Genomic DNA, 24,036 nt, shown 5'->3' with positions numbered 1-24,036 from the left:
AAAATACGATTATGAAAAAAATGATATTACTTGCATTTGTTTGTTTTCTAGGCATGCAAATGACCTTCGCTCAAGACGTGATTTCTGTTAAAGATTTCCTGAAAATTAAAAAAGATGCTAATGTTGTATTGGTAAGTACTCGTAAGGCTTCCGATTACGCTAAAGTGCATATTGATGGAGCTATTCATGTAAATCATAAGGATCTTTATAAGGCAACTCCTAAAAGTACATTAAAATCTACAGCTGAAATTGCAAAAATACTAGGCGAAAAGGGGATTAGCAATACCAATACAATTGTTCTTTACGATAATGGATCAGGTAAATATTCTGGTCGTGTTTATTGGATTTTAAAATATATGGGTGCAAAGAATGTGAAAATTTTAAATGGACACATGAAAGCATGGAGAATGGCTCGTAAGCCTGTAACCAAAAATCCTGTTAAAAGAAAAGCAACAACTTTTGCTGTGAATTTAAACAAGGGTGCTATTGCTACTATTGCACAAGTAAAAAAGGCAAGTAACAATGCAGCAGCAATTATTGTTGATGTTCGTTCAGCTGATGAGTACAAAGGTATTAAAGAATCAAAATTACCTAAAGGGCATATTCCATCAGCAATTAACCTTGAATTTAAGAAGGTACTTACAACTAAAAGTTTACTAAAATCAAAGGAAGACTTGCAAGCATTATTTACAGCTGCAGGTATTACAAAGGATAAAGAAGTTATTCTTTACTGCGAATCGAGTGTTCGTGCAGGTATTATGTATTTGGCTCTTAAATCAGCTTTAGGATATCCAAATGTAAAAGTATACGATGGTGCATTATTTGAATGGACTGCTAGCGAAGTAGTTCAAAAGTAGATTCTTTTTTTCATAAATCGGTTTTCATATCCTTCTTTTAAAGGAGGATATGAATTTACCTAACACTACTACTACAATTACCTTCACCAGGTAATTATTGATTCGAAAGAATCATGTGTGAATTAAAGAAAACGCAAAGAAAACCAACAAACTAATGTTTGTATACTAAGCATCAGTTCAATTTTAAAACATCAATCTGATGAAGAAGTCAAGAAGAGAATTTATTAAGTTATCCGCTATTGGTGCCGGAGGTTTGGTGCTTGCCAATCCTTTATTAAATGCCATGATTGGGCAAGTTAATGCGGCAGAGCCAATGGATGCTTCAAAAATAAAGCGCTTCCCAACGTACTGTGAAGTATGTTTCTGGAAATGTGCCGGTTGGGTTTATACCGACGATAAGGGTGAAATCTGGAAGATTGAAGGAAACGAGGATGATCCTCATAGCAATGGTCGCTTTTGTCCGAGAGGAACTGGCGGTATTGGGATGTACAATGATCCGGATCGTTTGAAAACTCCTTTAATGCGTGTTGAAGAGAATGGAAAGCAAACCTTTAAAGAAGTTAGTTGGGATAAGGCATTTCGTGTTATCGCAGCGAAAATGAATAAGATAAAGGACGAAAGTGGTCCTGAAAGCCTGGCATTGTTTAAGCATGGTTCAGGTGGCGCTCATTTCGGAAAACTATTTAAAGCCTTCGGATCCAGAAATATTACTGCTCCTTCCTATGCTCAATGTAGAGGTCCACGCGAAGTAGGTTTCAAAACTACTTTCGGATCAAATATTAATTCTCCCGAGCCTGTCGATTTAGAAAATACCAAGTGTTTAGTTCTGATCGGAAATCATATTGGAGAGAACATGCACAATTCTCATGTGCAGGAAATGTCAAAAGCTATTGATAGAGGAGCAACAATTATTACGGTTGATCCAAGATTATCAACTGCGGCAAGTAAATCGAAATATTGGTTGCCTATTAAACCAGCTACTGATATTGCATTGCTTTTGGCTTGGATGAATGTTATTGTAACTGAAGAATTATACGACAAAGAATATATAGAGCAATATGCCTACGGATTGGAAGATCTGCAAGCTCATGTTGCTGATAAAACGCCTGAATGGGCAGAAGAAATTACAACTATTAGCGCTGACGTAATTCGTCAGACAGCTAGAGAAATGGCATTCCATGCACCTGCTACATTAATTCATCCGGGACGACATGTTACCTGGTATGGAGATGATACGCAGCGATTAAGAGCTATGGCAATGCTAAATGCACTATTGGGATCATGGGGACGTGAAGGCGGCTTCTATTTCCCAGAAAAGGCAAAAATCCCATCTTATCCGCATCCTGGGTATCCTGCTGCAAGTTGGACATGGAAAGAGCATTTGGATGGCAAGTATGCATTAGCAGGATCATCAATTGCAAATGTTTTTGTGGACATGTCGCATCCTGATAATGAGTCGGATTACAAGATTAAAGGATGGTTTGTAGTTGGTACTAACTTAATCTCTACCATTCCTGATACCAAACGAACTCTAGAAGCTATTCAAAATCTCGATTTATTGGTTGTTGTAGATACCATGCCAATGGAGATAACGGGTTATGCTGATATTATTCTACCGGAATGTACTTATCTGGAGCGTTACGATGACATGCGAAGCTCCCCAAACCGTATACCAAATGTTGCAGTTAGAGTTCCTGCAGTTAAGCCTAAATATCTTTCGAAGCCTTCAGATTGGATCGTGAGAAAACTAGCTAAAAAGCTAAAGATTTCAAGTCATTTTAAGTATGAAAGTTACGGTGAGATTATCGATTGGCAATTGAAGCAAATGGGATCTTCATTGGCTGAAATGAAAGAGAAAGGTGTTTTAAAATTGGATAGAAAAACACCAATGTTTATGGCTGAGGATGATTATCATGAATTTGGAACATCAACAGGAATGATTGAATTGTATTCTTTAGATCTTGAAATGGAAGGATTCGATCCAATACCAAATTATACACCACATCCTGAGCCTCCTAAAGGTTTTTATAGATTGAATTATGGTCGTGCGCCAATGCATACATTTGGTAGAACGGTAAATAATCCAAACTTAAATGAACTGATGAGTGAGAACAAACTTTGGGTGAATCCAAAAGTCGCTGCTGAAAACAATTTAGAGAATGATCAGGAAGTTTGGTTAAAGAACCAGGATGGAGTGATTTCTGATTTCCCGATAAAAGTTCGTGTAACAGAGAGAATAGGGAAAGATAATGTTTACATGATTCATGGATTCGGACGTGGAAATAAAAAATTGAAGAGATCTTTTGGAAAAGGAATTAGTGATTCTCAATTGATAACCAATGTAATGGTTGATCCTGTAATGGGGGGAACTGGAATGAGAGGAAACTTTGTAAGCTTTGTAACCAATAAACCTGAAAGAGAGGTGATATCATGAGATATGCAATGGTAATTGACACAAAAAAATGTGTTGGATGTAGTGACTGTGTAGTTGCTTGTCAGAACGAAAATCGTGTGCCTATTGGATATTGCCGTGATTGGGTAGTTGAAAATGCCAAAGGGAAATTTCCGAATGTAAATATTGAATTGAGATCGGAGAGATGTAACCATTGTGAAAATTCACCTTGTGTAAGATGTTGCCCTACAGGAGCAAGTCATTACGAGGAGGGAGGAATTGTAAAGGTTACTCGCAATGAGTGCATTGGATGTGGAGCTTGTGTTCAGTCATGTCCGTACGATGCTCGTTACTCTCACCCTGATGGTTACGTTGATAAATGCACCTTCTGTATACATAGAGTGAAGGAAGGTAAATCACCTTCTTGTGTATCGGTTTGTCCAACAGAATGCATGTATTTCGGAGATCTTGATGACAAGGAAAGTAAGGTTTATCAATTATTACAAAATAGAGATTGGAAAATATTGGCTCCCGAGGTGGGAACGAAGCCACATGTTTACTATCTGATATAAGATATTTAAGAAAATGATTGTTCGCTGTATTCAAGTTGGTTGTTGTATTCAGTTGGCGATCAGGTTTAACAAGTTCAAGTTTTATATCGGGTTCCGTTTGTCAAGATTCTTTGCGCTGGGGTAATCTTGATGAACGGAATCTAAAAACAATCAAATTATGAACGAAGAAATTATAGTGAGTGGAAGAATGAATTCTCATATTGATCCGGTTTTGGCAATTTGGGGATGGGAAATTCCATTGTATCTTTTTTTAGGAGGATTAGCGGCAGGAATCATGTTTTTTGCTGCTTTATATACCATTCTTGGTAGAGAAAAGGAATTGCCAACCGCAGTTAGAAGAGCCACTTTTTTAGTTCCGGCAATTCTGGTTATTGGCTTATTTGCCTTATTTCTCGATTTGAAACACAAGTTGTATTTCTGGCAACTGTATACTACAATTCGTATTGAATCTCCAATGTCATGGGGAGCCTGGATATTAATGCTAATCACACCTCTTTCGATTGTTTGGTGTGTTGCGTATTGGCGTGATTTGATTCCGAACTGGAAATTTAAAGTGGGATGGCTGGAGTTTATTGAAAAGCAGGTTAATGCTTATCGAAAGCCACTAGCCTGGGTAATGATTGTTTCAGCGGTGATTCTTGGTATTTACACAGGAATATTATTATCTGCTTTTAATGCGCGTCCGTTGTGGAATACTTCCATATTAGGACCATTGTTCCTAGTTTCAGGTTTATCAACAGGAGCTGCGGTAATCATGTGGATGTCAAAAGATCATTTGGAAAGAACATTGTTCAGCAAGATTGATCTATTGTTGATTGGAATAGAAATATTCTTTATTATACACCTATTTATGGGCTTCATGGCAAGTAATGCCGCACAAATTGAAGCAGCTCAATTGTTTTTAGGTGGAGCTTATACTCTTCCTTTTTGGGGTGGAGTTGTTGTTTTAGGTTTACTGATTCCGGCTATTCTCGAAATTTTGGAATTAAGGGGTAGGAAAATACCTGTTGCTTTGCCAGCAATTTTAATTCTTTTTGGAGGGATAGTTTTCCGTTTTATAATGGTTGATGCCGGTCAGATAAGTAAGTATTTATATTAATGGAAATTGGTTTTGATTAATAGTAACTTAAACCAATTATTCGCGTAAGTTGTAAAGGATACATTAAGTTGTATCCTTTTTTTATTGCAAGTTTAATACAATTGTATTTTATTATGGGTGAAGTCACGTACGATATCATTACTAAAAATGACTTGAAAGTTGTTATTCGAAAATTCAATGGTATTGTTGATGTGGAAGATGTATTGGATTCTTTTAAGTATATCCAAAAAGAAATGCTTGATGAAAAAGTGCTTGGAGTAGTAACTAATTTTGATGAGAGTGTAATGAATATCAACTTATCACAACTTCAAGAAGTAATTAAATACCTGAAAACAACTCCTGAATTTCATCAAGTTAAACTTGCGGTAGTTGTTAATTCTCCAGATAAAATTGTCATTCCTATGATGGCACAAGCAAAAACTGAAGAAGCAATAATAAAACCTTTTTCAAGCGAGCATGCAGCTGTCAATTGGATATTTGAGTAGCAAATATTATCTAATTGTCAGAACCCTAAATCATTATTGATTCAAAATTTTTTGGAGGAAACTAGATTTCTGTTGTAACTTGGGTAAAAACGGATAGTTAAACCTAAGTTATTGTTGTTATGGCTCCTAATAAAAAATTACCTGATGATGTGGATAAGAGGAGGGAAATTCTAAGTACGGCTTTAGAGATTTTTGTGAAGGAAGGATATTTTTCAACTACTGGAGCAAGTATAGCCAAAGCCATTGTTATTTCTGAGAAAGAACTTTTTTCTTATTTCGAGACCAAAGAAGATTTGCTACATACCATTGTTGAAGAGGCAGTTCATTTGCTATTTGATGGTATAGATCCTAATGAAGATGGCGAACTGCAGGAAGTAGAATTGCTGTTTTTTATCAATGATTATTTTGATTCTGTAGAGAAGAATCTCAAATTCTTTAAGTTGTTTTATGCGCTTAGACTTCAGCCAGGAGTGGTTCCTTTATACAAACAAGAATTGGATGAAATTGTAAGCATGAAATTCGATGTGTTGAATGAGTACTTTAGTCAGAGTGGTGCAGCCGATCCCGAAATGGAAACAGAGTTTTTAACTTCGATGTTGGAAGGTATTGCGATGAATTTTGTTCTGGAACCCGAAGGTTATCCTATTGATGCCATGCAACAAAAAGTTTTAAATATGTATGTAAAGAAGGCAGAATATGAAGAGTGATATTAATTAGGAATGAGTAAATGAAAATTAATAATACAAAAAATCCGATTCGTAATACGAATCGGATTTTATTTTTTGAGCAAATTATCTTATTGCTAATCGCTATTTTTTATTTTAAACCACGTTTGATCAATAAAGGATCAATGCTAGGCTCAGCACCTCTAAATTGCTTGTACAATTTCATAGGATCTTCAGTACCACCTTTTGCCAATACGTTATCGCGGAAAGCTTTAGCAGTTGCTTTATCGAATAAAGAAGTTTCTTTAAATGCCATAAATGCATCTGAATCTAAAACACCTGCCCAAATGTAAGCATAGTAACCAGCAGAATATCCACCAGCGAAAATGTGGTTGAAGTAAGTAGAACGGTATCTTGAGTAGATCTCGTCAATTAATCCAAGCTCACCTAAATAATTCTTTTCGAAAGTCATTACATCTTCAGTTAATTCTTCAGACATTGTATGATATTTCATATCTAATAAAGAAGCAGCAAGATATTCAACAGTAGCAAATCCCTGGTTGAATTTACCAGCATTTTGAATTTTCTTCACCAATTCAGCAGGAATTACTTCACCAGTTTTGTAATGCTTCGCATAGATTGCTAACATTTCTGGTTCGAAGCACCAGTTTTCCATAACCTGAGATGGAAGCTCAACAAAATCACGAGAAACAGAAGTTCCCGATAAGTAGTTGTACTCACACTTAGAAAGGAATCCGTGAAGAGCGTGACCGAACTCGTGGAATAAAGTTTCAACTTCATCTGGAGTTAATAATGCAGGAGTATCGCCAACAGGCTTAGTAAAGTTACAGATGTTCAAGATAACCGGAGTAACAGGCTTAGCAGTTCCGAAACCTGATTGCTTACGGAAAGAACTCATCCATGCACCTCCACGCTTAGAAGCACGTGGGTGATAATCCAAATAGAAAATACCAATGTGAGATCCATCAGCTTCTTGCAATTCGAAAACCTGGTTTGCAGGATTGAATTTAGCGATATCGTTACGTTCAATGAATTTGATACCATATAATTTAGTAGCTAAAGCAAAAGCACCATCACGAACATTGTTGATTTCGAAATATGGCTTTAACTCTTCTTCGTCCAAGTCGTATTTCGCTTTCTTTACTTTGTCAGCATAGTACCACCAGTCCCAAGAAGCAAGCTTGAATTTACCACCTTCTTTAGCAATCATTTTCTGCATTTCCTTCACTTCTTTCTTAGCGTTAGGAAGAGCAGCTTTCCAAAGTTTATTCAATAACTCAAATGCTTTTTCAGGAGTTTTAGCCATGTTCTTTTCAAGAACGTATTCTGCATGGTTGTTGTAACCAAACAATTTAGCTCGCTGAATACGAAGATTTACAATCTTCTTAGCATTCTCTTTGTTATCGAATTCGTTGTTGTTGTTACCACGGTTTACGTAACCCATGTACAATTGCTTACGCAAGTCACGGTTATCAGCATACTGTAGGAAAGGCAACATGCTTGGCTTTTGAGTTGTGAACAACCACTTGCCTTCTTTATCTGCAGCTTTTGCAGTTTCAGCAGCAGCAGCAATTACACCTTCTGGTAAACCTGCAAGATCTTTTTCGTTATCAATAACCAATTCGAAGTTGTTTGTTTCTTTCAAAACATTCTCGCCAAACTGAAGAGTTAACTTAGAAAGTTGCTCGTCAATTTTACGCAATTGATCTTTCTTGTCAGCAGGAAGATTAGCACCACCGCGAACAAAACCCTGATACATTTTCTCAAGCATAGTTTGTTCTTCAACAGAAAGCTCTAATTGATCTTTTTGCTCGTAAACAGACTTGATTCTTTTGAAAAGATTTTCGTTCAAACTAATATCTGCACTATAAGCAGTCATTAGTGGAGATAATCTTTTAGCAAGAGCAGCAATTGAATCGTTGTTTTCCGATCCTTTGATGTTATAAAATACATCGCTTACTTTACCTAGTAATTCACCAGCTTTTTCGTAAGCAACAATCGTATTTTCGAAAGTTGGAGCTTCAGTATTGTTTGCAATTGCATCAATTTCGGTACGACCCTCTTCCATTCCTTGAGTGAACGCAGGCTCGAAATGCTCGAACTTAATTAAATCGAATGGAGGTGTTTGGTGTGGAGTGTTATACTCTGCAAAAAACGGATTTCCAGCTTTTTGCTCATTTTTTTTACCATCACAGGCGGTGAAACCGATACCTGCAATAAGTACGTAAAGGAACGTCTTTTTCACTTTGTTAGGTTTAGTAATTAATACTTAAAATTGTTCGACTGCCAAAGTAATAAAAATCGATAGCTTTTCCTTATGAAATAAACGGTTTCGTAACATACTTTTTCAATTAAAAATGAGTAATTATCAATTGACAATTATTCATTTTTAATTCTTCATTATTTCAAGCCTTTTTTCATATTGAAACTGGTGGATGGCTGAACCTGCTTGGCTTGCTGGAAATTCTTCATTAATCTTTTAAAAGTATTCGAGGATACTTTCTCATGAGTTAGATCAATTAAGAAACGACGAAATCCTTCTTTGTGCAGTTTATTTTTTTGTTGCATCCATGTTACTGGATGTTTCGGATAAACAATGGTGATTCCATCACGAAGTTCCTTGTCGTATTCACCTTGCATGTCATCAATCAGTTCATCATTTACTGTTTTAACAGGCATACGAGAATAGAACAATTGAGGGTAGAAGTAGACCGGGACAATTCCGAATCGATCGTTTCCTTTGATCAGGTTCTCTAAATCATTTTCTTGAGGATGTGTGAATAGATTAATTCTTTCCTCGCGAAGATGAGCTACTGCCGCATCATTAAATAAGTATACATTTTCGTTACAAGCAATTCTCGCTTTTTTAGGAAGTAATAGTTTCTGAGAGATATGACTCAGCATAAAATTCTGATAGCCTTTTCTCATTGCTGTTTTACAAAGCTGTTTGTAAAAAGGTAAATCCTTTTCAGGAATGAACTTAGGCAATTCAATCATTATTTTATGAGCATTCTTCTGTAGAAAAGGAACATCCCATTTCAACTCTTCCCATTCTGATTTCTTTAGATTTAAAATCAGATAATTCATCTCATTTAAATGAATTTTACGAAGCCATGCCAATGAATCGATACGAACATAGATTTGTTCCTTTTGAGGAATGTTTTTAGAACCTAAGCCTTTAATGATTTTTGCTTTCTCAGTTCTGTGCATGCTTGCTTTAAACGGTTTTCCCTCGTCTTGAAACTTGCTCGGGAATTTTTCTTGATTCATTCCAGCTAAATAAACCTGATCTCCTCTTTGTGCTTTGGTGTTTCCAGCATCAATTTGATAACATCCTTCGCTTAAGGATTTAAAATCTTTTACTTTAATGGCTTTTTGAGGTTCACCATTTCGTTGCTTAAAGCGTATTCTATTTCCTAATTGAATTTCGTGGCTTGAGGTGAAGATAATGGCATCTTTGGTTCGTTTTTCAACAGATCCAACTAAAATACCTGTGTTTGTATTTTCTGTTATTGCCTGATTTACGTTTCCAGCTAAAAAATATCCGGTTTTCTCACGACCCATATCAAAAGCAAGAATTTCCTTAGCTGATTTTACATCATTATCATCCAAAACTTTACGGTAGGCTTTGGAAACATTGTAAACAAACTCAGCTGGCTTTAATCTTCCTTCTATTTTTATGGATTCAATACCCATTTTCATCAATTCTGGTAAGACATCAACCGCTTGATTGTCCTTTAAACTGAAGACGTATTGGGTTTTATTGCCCGTTTCGAAATATCTACGACAAGGTTGAGCACACAAACCTCTGTTAGCACCACTACCACCCAAAAAGCTACTGAACAAACACATGCCTGAGAAGGAGTAGCACAAAGCTCCGTGCATGAATATTTCCAATTCAATATCTGTTTTTTGTTTGATCTCTTTTAGTTCAGGTAAGGTTAGTTCACGAGCCATTACAGCTCTTTCGAAATCTTTCTGCTTGCAATAAATAGCACCCAATGAATTGTGGTGAGCCATTTGTGTGCTTGCATGAACCGTAATTTTCGGGAAATGCTTTTTCACCAAATGATAAACTCCCCAATCTTGAATGATTATGGCACTAATATCAGTTTTCTGGATTAGGAATAAAGTATCGAGTAAGTCAGATAACTCTTCGTTTTTAATAACCGTGTTCAGGGTTAGATAAACCTTGATATTGTTTTTTTTAGCAATCTTTAAGAGAGCCTGAAGTTGTCCGGTTGTAAAATTAGAAGCTCGTCCGCGAGCATTAAACTGGCGAAGTCCAAGATATACAGCATCAGCTCCACCTTTAACAGCAGCGTGAAACATTTCAGGATTTCCAACGGGTAATAGTAATTCAGGCTTATTCATTTTTCTCATCTTTGTTCAGCCTGCAAAGATAGAACCGATATTTGTGCTATGCGAGTTTTGGGTACAAAAAAACCGTTCTCCTTTAGTAAGAACGGCAAATTTATTTGTAGCTGAATTAATATTCTATTCCACTTTTATAAATTGTTGATTTATCTGTGGGAAGTAATTTACCTCTAAACTTGATTTTACCACTTTTTGTAGTTGCATCAACATTCGCATCAGCATCATTATTGGAACTACCTAAAGAGATGCGAACTTCAGCATTCAGAACAGATCCCATCACATTAAATGTGAGCAATAGATTGCCATTTTTATCTTCAATATATTCTTCGTTAGAAATTTTGCCACTTACTGTAATTCCACCAAGTCCGTTTATACCATTGTGGTTGTTAAATGCTAGCTGAACTACGGCTTTTTTACCTTTTACAGAGATAAAGTTTAAGTTATCAGATACGTTTTTTGAATATCCTCGTTTATTATATAAGGTGTGAGCTTCTAAAACAAAGTCTAGATCTTTAAGTGCCTGATAGGCTTCTTTATGTCTGGCTTCTTCATATAGTTTTCTTTCTGCCTTTCGTTTCGCTTTCTTCTCTTTTCTAAGTTCTTTTTTCTCTTCTTTACTGAGTTGTTTTTCTTGAGCAAAACTAGTGGAGAAATTTGTTAATCCCAATGCAATAATAATTGCCGTTGTAAGTATTGTCTTCATATTTATATTTTTATCAGTTGATTTATTTTATACTAATGCCGATTTATTGTTCGGACGTTAGGGGAAATGCAAGTAGTGTGCCAACTGAATGTGAACAAAACTTAAAAAGATTGAAAATAGGTTTAAAGACTACGATTTACGTTAGTTTATTTTTGTTTTCATATCGAGGTGGCTTGAACCATTCTTGATTGGATTTTCGTTTTTCACTTTTTGGAGAAAAACTAAGGTAAAATGCCATCCACAAAATAAACAATACTAATGAGAAGGCAGTTAGTCGGTTAAAGTAAATGCCACGAAGATTGAATATTATTGAATCAGTAGGTTGTTTTGGATGATAAAGAATAGTGAATTTTTTTCCTGTTGGCAGTTCAATATTTTCGGGTCCTTTTATGAGGTAAGTTTTTTCGTCAACTTCAAATTTAATGATGGAATAGTAGGAGAACAATTGTCCCATCCTTTCTTTGTCGGTTTTAACGACAATTCCACTTGCTTTTTCACCATTAAGCAATAACTTCCAATTTCCATAAATGGGAATTAATAAAATTAGAATGGTAATAACACAAAAGCGGGTAGTTGAAACCTTCATGAGTTGTTTTTAATTGCAATTGCTTAAATTTATGAAAAATTAAGCAAAAAAAAGCTGTTACTTTTTATATGTAACAGCCTTCTCGAAATATTTTTAGCTTTACTATTGAGGGTAAGAAAGGTTCTCATCTTGTAAGTTAGAAAGAACTTCTTTTCTGTATTTGTCTGATTCCCATTTGGCAACAGTTAAATCATGACTCACATAATTCCCACATTCAATTTTATTTGTTCCTGGTATTTCACCTTCAAACTCAGCCATAAAATCGAACATTTCTTTGGTAAGATCAATAATATTCTTTGATTCTAAATCGCCGTGTAAGATAATATAGAATCCTGTTCTACAGCCCATTGGTCCAAAGTAGATCGTTTTGTCCGACCATTCCTTGTGGTTTCTCAAGAATGTTGCTCCCAAGTGCTCCATGGTGTGCATTGCAGGAATGTCCATTGCAGGTTCCTGATTTGCTAATTTTGTTCTGATATCAAAAGTGGTAATTGTTTCAGCACCTACGGTATCTTGACGAGAAACATATATTCCACGCTTTAGTTTGTTGTGATCTACTGTAAAGCTTGCTATTTTTTCCATAATTTCTTTTTTTTCTAGTTTCCCAATTCGTTTGTCATTTCCACAACCATTTTGGCTGAGTTTATTGCTGCTGTTTCGACAAACTCTTCATATTCTACAGCATTTTCCTGACCTGCAATATCCGAAATTGATCGGATAACTACAAAAGGAATTTGAAAGCGATGACAGGTTTGTGCAATGGCAGCACCTTCCATTTCCACAGCTTCGGCATCAGGAAACATATTCTTTATTTTCTTGGTGGCATCGGCATTGTTCATGAACTGATCACCAGTCAGAATGCTTGCTTTCTTGGTTTTTAAATCGGTCAATCGGTGAATGCACTTGTCAGCTAAATCGATTAGTTTTTCATCTGCAATAAAACTTTCTGGCATTCCGGGAACCTGACCGTGTTTGTAGCCAAAAACGGTACAATCCATATCATGATGAATTACCTGAGTTGAGATTACAATATCACCAACGGTTAAGTCACCAGGAAATCCACCTGCAGCACCTGTGTTGATTACAAAATCAGGATTGAAATTGTCGATCATTAAAGCTGCACCAATAGCGGCATTTACCTTACCAATTCCTGATTGCAATAAAACAACTTCTGCTCCGTTTAAATTGCCAGTATAAAAGACGAATCCGCCTATTTTTTGTTCATTTTTATTGGCTAATAGAGCTCGAAGTTTTACTACTTCGATTTCCATAGCACCTATTATTCCTACTTTCATAATCTTATAGTACCAAGTAATGGTATCATATAAACGATACGCGATTTTATTGATTTGCAAAGTTAGTAAACAAACCGCTTTTTTAGCATCTTGGGATGCAATAAAAGTTGATATTCTATATTTATGTGAGTATAATCCATATGCTGAAGATTAGTATTAGATATTTTAATTAGATTTATATTCCAATAATAAAATATTATAAAGAATGACGTTAAAACAGCTTGAGTATGCAATTGCATTGGGTAATTTGGGTAGTTATGGTCGGGTAGCAAAATCGATGGGGGTTTCGCAGCCAGCTGTAAGTTTGCAAATTCAGGCATTGGAAGAGGAGTTGGGAATAAAGTTGTTTGACAGAAACACGAAACGTGTTGAAGCTACTGTTAATGGTGCTTTGTTCTTGCAGAAAGCACAATCTTTACTAACCGAATCGAAACATTTAGAGGATTTTGCCCTTCAACTTTCTGAGGAAGTTCAGGGAGATTTATGTCTGGGTATTATTCCAACCTTATCGCCTTTTTTAGTTCCTTTGTTTGTTGATGAACTCAACAAAAGATATCCGAAAATTAATTTGAGAATTAAAGAGGCTATTACCGAGGAGATATTGCAAGGTGTGAAAGATGGTAGTTTGCATGGAGGAATTATTTCAACTCCAATTCAATCGAAAAGCAATGTTGAAATTCAGCCCATCTTTTACGAAAGATTTTATTTGTATATTTCAGATAGACATGAGCTGTTTAAATTGGATAAGATTGCAGTGAAAGAGATCGATTTTAATGATATCTGGATGCTTAAAGAGGGGAACTGTTTTATGGATCAGGTAACCAATATTTGTGCAGTTGATTTTCAAAAGAATGGTTCTTTAATCTACGAAAGTAACAATATTGATGCCTTAAGGAGGATAGTGGAATATAAGGGAGGAATAACCTTTATGCCGGAATTGGCAACGCTTACCATTCCTGCCGATCAGGAAGAGATGTTGAAAGATATTAATGGGATAGAAAAAGTTCGGGAGGTCAGTTTGATTCACCTTAAGAGTGAGGTGAGAAGGAATTTGTTGAATTCAGTCATGGAAACCATTCAGGATAGTATTCCCAAGCACATGTTGAGTAAGGAAAAGAAGGAGATTGTAAAAACTAATTTTGTTGAGAAATGATTGAAAAGACAATAAAACCACCCTATTATGCTGTTATCTTTTCATCCCTGAGATCGGAAGGTGATAATGGTTATTCTGAAATGGCTGATACAATGATAGAATTGGCTCACACACAACCCGGCTTTTTAGGTGTTGAATCGGCACGGGAAGAATTGGGAATAACAGTGTCTTACTGGGAAAGTCTTGATTCAATTAAGAGATGGCAAGCACATCCGGCACATCAAATTGCTCAAAACAGGGGCAAAGAAGAGTGGTACAAGAGTTATTCAGTTAGAATTTGTAAGGTGGAATCGGAAACTTTTTTCGAAAAATAGAAAATGCATTGTTTTCTGCAATAGAACGATCATTTTATAATGGTTGTGTCAAGTGTTGGTGAAATGTTAATTCTTTCTTAAAAGCCATATCTGTAATTGAATGTCTTTGTTGAGCATGTATTTTTCGTTAACTTCATTATTGTTGACAAAAACACATGAAGTAATGAAGAATACAATTAAAACAAAAGTATATCAGGATATTTTAGCTACCAAAACACCTATTTTGAATGAAGGATCGCCTCAGGAAAAAAGGGAGGAGATTTTAAACTACTTTAAGGCGACCTGGGAATTGGATGACAGACTGTACGACAGTTTGGTTGATGATAAAGCTTTTTATCTTCGTGCAGATCCACTGCGTCATCCTTTGATTTTTTACATCGGACATACTGCTACTTTTTATATCAATAAACTGATTTTAGCTGGAATTATAAATGATCGTATCCACCCCAAATTTGAATCGATGTTTGCCGTAGGTGTAGATGAAATGTCGTGGGATGATTTGAATGAACAACATTACGATTGGCCAGAGGTAAGTGAAGTTAAGGCGTACAGAGCTGAGGTGAAGGTGATGATGGAGAAGTTGATACGAGAATTGCCTTTGCAAATGCCAATTGATTGGGAAACGGATTTTTGGGTGATTCTAATGGGAATTGAACATCAGAGAATTCATGTTGAAACGTCCTCGGTTTTGATTCGACAGTTGCCAATTGAGAAGGTGCAGAACATTGATCTGTTTAAAGTTTGCCAACAAACCCATATTGCACCTAAGAATGAATTGTTAAAAGTAGATTCGGGCAATGTAACTATTGGTAAAGATAGAAGCAATGCTTTGTATGGTTGGGACAATGAGTTTGGAAGCTATCAAACTGAAATCAAATCTTTTAATGCATCTAAGTATTTGGTTTCGAATCAGGAGTTTATGGAGTTTGTAGAAGATGAGGCTTATGGGAATCAAAAATGGTGGACCGAAGAGGGATGGAATTGGGTGCAATACAAAAAATGTACCTATCCAATATTTTGGAAACAAGAGGAAAACCATTGGAAACTTAGGCTGATGAGTGAGGAGATTGCTCTTCCAATGGATTGGCCTGTTGAGGTCAATTATCTGGAAGCGAAAGCATTTTGCAATTGGAAATCTGCGAAGACAGGAAAAAGCTTACGTATGCCAAGTGAGGCGGAATACTATTTGTTGAGAGATCAGGCTGGAATTGATGATCAGCCTTATTGGGAGAAGGCACCGGGGAATATCAATTTGGAGCATTACGCTTCTTCTTGTCCGGTGAATCGATTTGAAACGAATGGTTTCTATGATGTGATTGGTAATGTTTGGCAATGGACCGAAATGCCAATTTCCGGATTGGATGGATTTGAGATTCATCCGTTTTACGACGATTTTTCAACTCCTACCTTTGATGCCAAGCACAACCTGATTAAAGGAGGATCGTGGATATCCACAGGAAACCTGGCGATTCGTGATTCTCGTTATGCTTTTCGTCGTCACTTTTTTCAGCACGCCGGATTCCGATATATCGAATCGGAAGAAGAGGTAGAGGTACAAGCTGATTATTATGAAACCGACGAGTTGGTGTCGCAATATTGTGAGTTTCAGTATGGAGAAAAGTACTTTGGTGTAGAAAATTATGCCTTATCATGTATTGGTTTGATGAGTAAGTATTTAAAAGGTATCAATAAAAGTACTGCTTTGGATTTGGGATGTGCAACCGGACGAATGACCTTTGAATTGGCAAAGCATTTTGATAAAGTAACGGGGCTAGATTTTTCGACTCGCTTTATTCGAATTGGAACTCAGTTGAAAGAATCAGGAAAACTGAATTATTTAAGAAGGGAAGAAGGAAAACTGAACACTTTTAAGGAGTTTAAACTGACGGACTTCGATTTGGATCACTCGCGAGAGAAGGTGGAATTCTTCCAAGCAGATGCTTGTAATCTGAAAACTTTGTACTCTGGCTATGATCTTGTTTTTGCAGGTAACCTGATCGATCGACTGTATGATCCGAAGAAATTCTTAAGTGAGATTCCAGATAGGATAAATGCTGGGGGAATTCTGGTAATTACATCTCCTTATACCTGGCTAGAGGAATTTACCGAGATGGAACAATGGGTTGGTGGATATCGAAAGGATGGCGAGCCGTATACTACTTTTGATGGCTTGAAAGATCTGTTGTCGAATCGGTTTGAACTGCTGGAAGAACCATCGGATGTTCCTTTTGTAATTCGGGAAACTTCGAGGAAGTATCAGCATACGATAGCGCAAATGACGATTTGGAGAAAGAAATGATGGTTCAGCTCGTTCCTTGCTTCACGGAATTTCTTTTTCATGTTTTGTCCTTAAGCCGGATGGGCTCTTCATTTTTGGCTTGACCCAAAAACGAAGCAAAAAAGTCAAGGCTGCATTAAAAACATCATGATTCTTATTGCAATACCCAAGTGCGGTCGGGTGATCTGTGAACAAGTTCTCAGCTTCCCGATCTTACTAAGGTCTTGCTTCAATTCTAATGATATTTTTCATGATGTCGTAAGGAAATACTTCTTTTTATTCTTGCGGTTTTCTCCACTTGATTTTTATCTGATGCGGGTCGTGGGTTTATTTGGAAATTACGGAAGTATATTGATATTTTGTTAGGTGATAAACTTTGAACAGAGCTTGTAGTGGGATTTGATTGCTCTGTGGGTGTCGATTGGAAAGCGTAAATTTATTTTTTGTTGCTTTAACACATCCTTTGGCTAAGCAATACCCGTGAGCGACTTTAAACACATTTGTACTGCTTAGCTTTCAGACATAATTGCACAATACTTAAATTTCCATCCTAAAATTTTATTTGATACTATATCCTAGTATTGTTTACTTGTACACATTATGAAATTAGAAAAACATTATTAACAAAACAAAATAATTTTAATAAATTTTCATTTGTTTGTTGATAATAATATTGTGCTTTATTCGATTTTATTAGCACTAAGACTGTATTACAGTATTTCGATTATTTGATTATTTAGAATTAATCAAAATATGATGGAGGGTTAAAATGAACTAATTTCATTCGAAAGGATTGAAATTTGCATGAGCGATTCTAATTTGATGATAAAAAGAAGTTTGAGTGTTGTTAATGCATGATTGATTGGAGTAATTCTACCTCTAAATTGCTATTTTGTTGGCAGTGTAATAATCGTTTTGTGAGTTGTTGTGTAGATTAAAATACTAATATTTACTCTGCTTTTTAATTTAACGGCATAAGTTGTGCGTAAGACTTGTTTTTATAGACAATAAACTAAGCATAAAATTTGAATGTGTGATTTGGGATTGCTACATTTGAAAAGCTCGCAAAGAAGGTGGGAAAAGTGAAAAAGTAGAAAGGTTAGAAGGAGAAAGTGCGCTTGTTGTAAATGTGTGATGAGAGGGAGACTTTTTGGCTGGCGTACTAGAGATAGAATAAAGAATTTAATCAGTTAAGGTGTGTAAAATGTATGGGGTGTTATGCACATGCTAGTAACAAATAAAACAAACACGAAAGTCTATTTATGATCAAAATTAAACTCATACTCTTAATAAGTATTCTAGCATTACAAGCTGCTTATTCCCAAAGCGATCAGTCGATTAAAAATTTAACAGCTTTTTCAAAAGCTTATGGATATGTAAAATATTTTCATCCAAGTGATGAAGCATATCAGCTGGACTGGGATTTATTTGCAATTTATGGTTCTAAAGAAGTTCAAAACTGTCAGAATGATAAAGAGCTGGTTTTTACATTAAATAAAATTTTTAGTCCCATTGCCCCAAGCTCAAAATTTGTATTGAAACAGGATAAATCTGCTTATGCTCTACAAACAATAAGCCCTGAAAAAACTAAAAATTATAAGCAAATCTATTGGCAGCACAATGGGCTTAGTTTAGGAATGTTTGGTAATGGAAGACGAGAATTACCATATAAGAGTATAAGGGTAAATAAAACCGATAATATTGACCATTCTGCACGATCGGGTAATGTTCGAACTTCGATTGATCCAAAAGATATTCGAGGAAAAGAATTTAAATATGAAGGCTGGGCTAAATTAAAGGCTGGAAGTGTAGGAAAAGGCTACTTATGGGTATTGGTAGAGCGCTTGAATAATGAAATTACTTTTTTCGATAAAACCCTAAATACTCCTGTTGTAAAAGATAAATGGGAACGATTTGAGATTAAGGGAAAAATAGATTCTCTTGCTGCAAACCTATCGTTTGGTTGTTATTTAGATGGGAAAGGATCATTATTATTTGATCATGTTGGCTTGTTGGTTAAAGAGAATGGAGAGTGGGTTAATGTGCCAGTAAAAAATGGTGATTTCGAAGAGGAAAGGATATCATCTGAATGGAAGAAGAAAACATCATGGTATGGTCAGGGTGTTGGTTATGAAATTGACTTGGAGGATAAGGAAAAATACTCGGGCGAAAAATCTGTACGAATCCATCATGTAGGGAATTTAAAAGTGGTAGAAGGGAAGCCTCTTTTTCATACCAAACCAAATATGGGAACAATTATCGATAAAGAAATCGTTAAGAATGTTTGTTGTCAGATCCCTCTTGTTTTATATGGCAATAAAAAAGGAACTTATCCTGTTTCCAACAGGACAAATTTAAGTCGGTTAAAAAAGAGAGTTTCTGGGCAAAGTGCTAATCCCAATGAATTGTTTGCTAGGTTAGGAAATGTAATTATCACTTACAATATATTTCAACATTTCTACCCATATTTTGATGTGATTCCTGTTGATTGGGATGCAGCATTTCAATCTGCTATTAAGCAATCTTATCTTGATAAGAATAGAAATGATCATTTAGAAACCTTAGAGAGATTTACCGCAAAGCTGAAAGATGGACATATAAGTGTTAGGGGGGGGGATCATAAAAATTATATTCCTCCAATATTGTGGGAGTGGGTCGAGAATAGATTGGTAATCACCTATGTAATGGATAAGGATTCACATCTTAAGAGAGGTGCTATAATTGAAAAAATAAATGGGGTTTCACCTCATGATTATTTCCAGGCAACAGAAGAGCGTATTTCTGCGGCAACAGATGGTTGGCTTAATTACGTGGCACAGAGAAAATCATTGTATGGTTTAAAAGGCAGTACTATAGCTTTACAAATTGATTCCACTATGTATGAGTTAACCAGAGACTTTACTTATCAACGAGTTGTAGAAAGTAATGATATCTCTCCAGTAAAGTATAAATTTTATAGGGACAGTAGTATCGTGTATCTGAATTTTGATTTGATTGAAATGGATGCAATTAACTCGTTAATGTCAAATCTTGAGGATTCAAAAGCGATTATTTGTGATTTTAGAGGGCACCCGAGAGGAACAAGTAATTTTCTATCTCACTTAGTACAGAAAAATGAAAATGATCCAACTTGTTTTCAGATTCCTCAAATCGTTTACCCCGATTTAGAAAATATTTGTGGTTATCAAATGGAAGAATGGGCTATAGATTTCAAAAAACCTTATTTGGGAGGTAAGCAAGTGATTTTTATAACAGATGGGAGGGCGATAAGTACTGCTGAGAGTTATTTAAGCTTTATAAAAGGATTTAAGTTGGGAACCATTATCGGACAACCAACGGCTGGCACAAATGGTAATGTGAATAGGTTTCGACTTCCAGGAGAATATCATATTAATTGGACAGGTATGAAAGTTTTGAAACGTGATGGTAGTCAGCATCATGCTATAGGTGTTTTGCCAGATGTAAGAATAGAAAAAACAATTAATGGAATAATAGAAGGTAGAGATGAATTTCTAGATAAAGCTTTAGAATTAATAAAATAACCAGTTGCCACCATTTAATAAAATTTAAAAGAATTAGTTATGAGAAAAAAATACAAATCATTGGGTATTGTATTGGTTGTTTTAGGGTTACTGTCAATGTTGCTTTTATTGGTAAAAGCATCCGATTTTTATGAAATGGAAGGCAGGTATTTATTTGCCTCATTAGTTTTTTTAGGAACTCTATTGCCAGCTGTAGGTTTTCGATTAATTCGAAGAAAATAGAATGTGATTCGTCCTTGATGGTATATTCCACTGAAAGAGGTCTTTGCCATTATTATTCACATAAGTAGAAATGAAATTTGCAATCGGCTGCTATTTTATATTTAGCGCCTGCAAGCAGGAAATATCCAAGACTATTTTAAGAAGAGAAAATGAAAGAAAATCAAAACAAAAATTTACTAAAGAAATTACTGGATAGATTACAGGAGGATTCCTGGCAATTGGAATTGCTGGTTTCGGGTTTTACCATTTTCGGATTGTTTTATGCATTGGGACCTGTGCGTGATGCATTTCAAAAAGCATTGAACGAAGGTGATCTGCTTAAAGATGTATATCAGACGGTATTTGCGGCTATTTTAATCTTGATTTTCAATTTAATTGTACACGTCATTCTGCGAAGTCTTTGGATTGGAGCTCTGGGCTTGCGCTATTTATCGGGTGAGGTTGAAATTGAGAAGTTAAATTATTCTGAGCGTTTCACGAATTATCTGAACAAAAAAGTTGGTTCCTTTGATGATTATATCGAAAAGCTTGAAAAACTTTGCAGTGTTATTTTTGCGATTTCCTTTTTGCTCATCTTCTATGTTATTGCAGCAGTACTTGTTCAATATGCATTGAATTTTGTTGGATCCGCTGGCTCAGAAACTTCAACTTTCCTGTATGTTCTTCGAATTGCTTGTATTTTTTTCTTAGTTATAGGTGCTGTTCTTACCTTTTTCGATTACTTGAGCCAGGGATTGCTTAAAAAGAACAGATGGGTTTCTATGGTTTATTTCCCTTTTTATTGGGTATTCTCTTATTTAACCCTATCGTTTTTATACCGCCCTTTGTATTACAATTTGATAGATATTAAGTTTGGGAGGAGGGTTAGTTTTATGTTACTGCCCTTTTATATGTCGGTTCTGTTTATTAGTAGCCTGTACAAAGAACAATCTGGCTTTATTACTTATGGTTCTGTGACATCGAATTCGATTAGAGCCAGCAGTCGAAATTATGAAGATTTAGTAGATAAAAATGATTTGTTTATTTCAGTTCTGTGCCTGCAATCTAAGGTGATAACTGATCCTTATATCAAAATTAAAATTCCTCTTACGAATGCAATTGAAAATCGAATTTTAGAATTTAATAAAAGTCTAAAGCCTTATCAGGACAAAAATAGATATAAAACCACTATGGATATAGATGGAAATAGGATTGAATCTACCTTTAAAGGTGATACGGACAGTTTGCATCTGGAATTTATGAAAACATTTCAGGATGTATATCGCATTAAAATAGATTCGATACGGTGCCAACCAGATTTTGTAATTGTTAATGAGGATGATAACAAGAATCGCAGCATTGGTTTTGAAAGCTATATTGGGACAAGCAATTTGGCAGATGGGAAACATGTGCTGGTTTATTCCAGACGTAAACATCCGGGCAGCGACTCTATTGTTACCATTAAGGAAATTCCATTTTGGTATTACAAGGATTAGAATAGCACTTGTGGGTGTTTAGTGTAAGTGATGACAGGCGATGTGTAAATATTAAGCTTTGTAGCCCGCTTAAATTGTGTGATGGTTTGACAGGGAAATGAACGATGTAATTGTTAAATAAATGAAAATAAGAACTTGCCCAAATTGTGGTCACAAATATTCCTTTTTCCACCATGTATTAAAAGTGGTTTTAAAATTAAGTGATTCAAAATGGATTTGTGAAAATTGTAAATCTGAATTATCATTTAGTATTAGTAGACGCTTTGTTGTGAGTTTAATTGCCTTTTTTCCAATGGTGTTTAGTGCAATTGGTGCAAATTTTATAAAGGACTTTGGCTTGTCGAATGCCACGAGTTGGCTTTTGGTTATTTTGATATTGTTGATGTGGACAATTGGGGTTTTTAGTTTTGAAACCTATACATTGATTAAAAAGAAATAGAAACAAAGGGTAACCATGAGGTGTGGATAGTACATGTTGCAGTTTAGCTAGGAGATAGTTAAATGTTCAATACTTTAGTTAAACTCTTGTACAAGGGTTGATAAATTATCTGGCTAAAGTAGTTGAAGAAAACTTGAAAAATATATTATGAGATATACTTTAGCAATAAGTAAGTTAATTGTTTTGATTCTAGGGCTTGTTTGTATTAGCTCGTGTGGTACTAATGAGTATGAAAAAATTCCTTTGGATAGTCTTGATCTAAAACTAAAAAAGAGAGGTAATGTAGTTGTTAAGGACATTCTTGCATCGATAAATCATTCAGATGGGGCTAGATTTTTATTGCACAAAGATTACATGACACCAATGGTTCATGGCAGAATAATGCATAATTCTGAATTGTATAGTAAGACGTATGAGATGATTCCTAAAATTATTGGGAAAGTTTTAAAATATAAACTGTTTCAGGTTGTAGATAAAGGTTTGGTTAAGACCATGAGATATAAACTCGAAACTGATGCTGAAGATCTGAAATTTATAGAGCTTAAGTTGGATATAAATATTGAGTACGGACTTGCTGACTATTACTTGTATGTGACAAGTAATAATGGGATGTTGAAAAGGCAGAATATTTTACCTATTGCGATTAAATAGCAATAGTGGGCTGGCTTAATAAAGACAATACAATCTGCCATAATTTATAGCATCTATTGCTAAAACCAATTAACACAAGTCTATGAAATCAGGTAAAATACTATTGGCAATTTTGATATTCATCTCTTTTATGAGAGAGGGATTGAATGCATTTAAAGAGACAGGAGATGCATGGTTTGTAATTATCATGCTAACTGTTGCATTACTACTTAGTGGTTTATTGATTCGAAGTGCATTTAAACCTAAGGATAGATTTGTTCAGGAAAATAAAAATAAAATCTATTTGTGGAATTTTATAAAAGTTGTTTCGATTTTGGGGATAATTGGTTTTGTACTTAATTCTGGACAAGATAAAACAGAAGAGTATGTTGCTGATTATAATGGTATGAAAATTCCTCTTGACAAATGCATTCGTGGAAATGTGAGAATGATTGAATCGGAAGAGGAGAGAATAAATTATTGTGATTGCATGGCTGGAATCTTAGCAAATAATGAAACTGTGCTAACGGATTATAAGGATTTGTTATTGAATGGTGATTTTGGTGAAATAATTAATTCAATGAAAAGTCGAGGCTTAGGAGGGACAATGGGGCTAGAGGGATGCTTTGGATTTGTAACAAATATTGAGTGGACAGATAATGTGAAAATTGCAATTAAAGGCGGTTTTCGAAATGAGATGCGTGGAACGGATTTGGAGGAGCGTTTAGATATTGAAGGGTATTGCGATTGTATTGTTGATAGCTTGGTAAATTATCCGGCTAATGAAATCATATCCGGAGAATTTTATGAAACAAAGCAGTGGGTAAAGATTGATTCGATTTGTACTGCGAGAAATCTAATTGGTGATTTGTAGTGATGTATATACTACTAAAATATTATATCTAATTCGTAAACTAAAGAAGAATATTAT

At 35.4% G+C, this 24,036-nt stretch carries 21 protein-coding genes; 15 read left to right on the top strand and 6 right to left on the bottom strand.

Translation table 11 applies throughout. The annotated features are described in order from the left end of the window. The first annotated feature begins 11 nt into the window (after nt 1-11). The 6 genes from GCQ56_RS15565 (at nt 12) to GCQ56_RS15540 (ending at nt 6,112) form a co-directional block, all read left to right on the top strand. Nucleotides 12-857: a sulfurtransferase gene (locus tag GCQ56_RS15565; RefSeq protein ID WP_152735458.1), complete on the top strand. Its 846-nt coding sequence runs from the start codon at nt 12-14 to the stop codon at nt 855-857. A gap of 199 nt (nt 858-1,056) precedes the next feature. After that, nucleotides 1,057-3,291 (top strand): molybdopterin-dependent oxidoreductase, encoded by a 2,235-nt coding sequence (locus GCQ56_RS15560; protein WP_152735457.1) that lies wholly within the window; start codon nt 1,057-1,059, stop codon nt 3,289-3,291. Beyond that, nucleotides 3,288-3,821 (top strand): 4Fe-4S dicluster domain-containing protein, encoded by a 534-nt coding sequence (locus GCQ56_RS15555; protein WP_152735456.1) that lies wholly within the window; start codon nt 3,288-3,290, stop codon nt 3,819-3,821. The genes GCQ56_RS15560 and GCQ56_RS15555 overlap by 4 nt, the downstream gene beginning before the upstream one ends. Nucleotides 3,822-3,978: 157 nt before the next feature. Further along, nucleotides 3,979-4,920, top strand: a complete 942-nt coding sequence (nrfD, locus tag GCQ56_RS15550) for an NrfD/PsrC family molybdoenzyme membrane anchor subunit (RefSeq protein WP_152735455.1) — start codon at nt 3,979-3,981, stop codon at nt 4,918-4,920. Between the two features lie 113 nt (nt 4,921-5,033). Continuing rightward, nucleotides 5,034-5,405: a hypothetical protein gene (locus GCQ56_RS15545; RefSeq protein ID WP_152735454.1), complete on the top strand. Its 372-nt coding sequence runs from the start codon at nt 5,034-5,036 to the stop codon at nt 5,403-5,405. A gap of 119 nt (nt 5,406-5,524) precedes the next feature. Further along, nucleotides 5,525-6,112, top strand: coding sequence for a TetR/AcrR family transcriptional regulator (locus tag GCQ56_RS15540; RefSeq protein ID WP_152735453.1), 588 nt, complete (start codon nt 5,525-5,527; stop codon nt 6,110-6,112). Between the two features lie 109 nt (nt 6,113-6,221). Here the strand turns inward: GCQ56_RS15540 and GCQ56_RS20795 are convergent, their stop codons facing one another. From GCQ56_RS20795 to mtnN, 6 genes are all read right to left on the bottom strand, one after another. Beyond that, nucleotides 6,222-8,336, bottom strand: coding sequence for a M3 family metallopeptidase (locus GCQ56_RS20795; protein ID WP_299994433.1), 2,115 nt, complete (start codon nt 8,334-8,336; stop codon nt 6,222-6,224). 155 nt (nt 8,337-8,491) lie between these two features. Beyond that, on the bottom strand, nt 8,492-10,465 hold the full coding sequence (locus tag GCQ56_RS15530; RefSeq protein ID WP_193323808.1) for a peptidase U32 family protein: 1,974 nt from the start codon (nt 10,463-10,465) through the stop codon (nt 8,492-8,494). A 115-nt stretch (nt 10,466-10,580) separates the two neighbouring features. Beyond that, nucleotides 10,581-11,171, bottom strand: a complete 591-nt coding sequence (locus GCQ56_RS15525) for a DUF4251 domain-containing protein (protein WP_152735451.1) — start codon at nt 11,169-11,171, stop codon at nt 10,581-10,583. 136 nt (nt 11,172-11,307) lie between these two features. Then, nucleotides 11,308-11,757 (bottom strand): DUF3592 domain-containing protein, encoded by a 450-nt coding sequence (locus GCQ56_RS15520; protein ID WP_152735450.1) that lies wholly within the window; start codon nt 11,755-11,757, stop codon nt 11,308-11,310. Nucleotides 11,758-11,859: 102 nt separating this feature from the next. Continuing rightward, nucleotides 11,860-12,339 (bottom strand): S-ribosylhomocysteine lyase, encoded by a 480-nt coding sequence (locus GCQ56_RS15515; protein WP_152735449.1) that lies wholly within the window; start codon nt 12,337-12,339, stop codon nt 11,860-11,862. 14 nt (nt 12,340-12,353) lie between these two features. After that, nucleotides 12,354-13,052: a 5'-methylthioadenosine/S-adenosylhomocysteine nucleosidase gene (gene mtnN / locus GCQ56_RS15510; RefSeq protein WP_152735448.1), complete on the bottom strand. Its 699-nt coding sequence runs from the start codon at nt 13,050-13,052 to the stop codon at nt 12,354-12,356. Nucleotides 13,053-13,257: 205 nt separating this feature from the next. Between mtnN and GCQ56_RS15505 the strand changes: the two genes are divergently transcribed. From GCQ56_RS15505 to GCQ56_RS15465, 9 genes are all read left to right on the top strand, one after another. Next, on the top strand, nt 13,258-14,205 hold the full coding sequence (locus tag GCQ56_RS15505) for a hydrogen peroxide-inducible genes activator (protein WP_152735447.1): 948 nt from the start codon (nt 13,258-13,260) through the stop codon (nt 14,203-14,205). Then, nucleotides 14,202-14,519, top strand: coding sequence for an antibiotic biosynthesis monooxygenase (locus tag GCQ56_RS15500; RefSeq protein ID WP_152735446.1), 318 nt, complete (start codon nt 14,202-14,204; stop codon nt 14,517-14,519). The genes GCQ56_RS15505 and GCQ56_RS15500 overlap by 4 nt, the downstream gene beginning before the upstream one ends. A 163-nt stretch (nt 14,520-14,682) precedes the next feature. Continuing rightward, entirely contained in the window at nt 14,683-16,818 is a 2,136-nt protein-coding gene (gene ovoA / locus GCQ56_RS15495) for a 5-histidylcysteine sulfoxide synthase (RefSeq protein ID WP_227006087.1), read from the top strand. A gap of 1,241 nt (nt 16,819-18,059) precedes the next feature. Next, a complete protein-coding gene (locus GCQ56_RS15490; protein WP_152735444.1) occupies nt 18,060-20,339 on the top strand; it encodes a S41 family peptidase in 2,280 nt (759 codons plus the stop codon). Between the two features lie 39 nt (nt 20,340-20,378). After that, the gene (locus tag GCQ56_RS15485) at nt 20,379-20,561 is read left to right on the top strand and encodes a hypothetical protein (protein WP_152735443.1); all 183 of its coding nucleotides are present in this window, start codon (nt 20,379-20,381) and stop codon (nt 20,559-20,561) included. Between the two features lie 149 nt (nt 20,562-20,710). Next, entirely contained in the window at nt 20,711-22,036 is a 1,326-nt protein-coding gene (locus GCQ56_RS15480) for a hypothetical protein (RefSeq protein WP_152735442.1), read from the top strand. A gap of 121 nt (nt 22,037-22,157) precedes the next feature. After that, the gene (locus GCQ56_RS15475; protein ID WP_152735441.1) at nt 22,158-22,475 is read left to right on the top strand and encodes a hypothetical protein; all 318 of its coding nucleotides are present in this window, start codon (nt 22,158-22,160) and stop codon (nt 22,473-22,475) included. Between the two features lie 147 nt (nt 22,476-22,622). Beyond that, complete coding sequence (locus GCQ56_RS15470) at nt 22,623-23,126, top strand: hypothetical protein (RefSeq protein WP_152735440.1); 504 nt, start codon at nt 22,623-22,625, stop codon at nt 23,124-23,126. A gap of 82 nt (nt 23,127-23,208) precedes the next feature. Further along, complete coding sequence (locus tag GCQ56_RS15465) at nt 23,209-23,979, top strand: hypothetical protein (protein ID WP_152735439.1); 771 nt, start codon at nt 23,209-23,211, stop codon at nt 23,977-23,979. Nucleotides 23,980-24,036: the final 57 nt, after the last annotated feature.

This window comes from Marinifilum sp. N1E240, from assembly GCF_009295825.1.
Classification (GTDB): domain Bacteria; phylum Bacteroidota; class Bacteroidia; order Bacteroidales; family Marinifilaceae; genus Marinifilum_A; species Marinifilum_A sediminis.
Note: the sequence above shows the minus strand (reverse complement) of the source record. Positions and strands in the feature narration are given on the sequence as shown.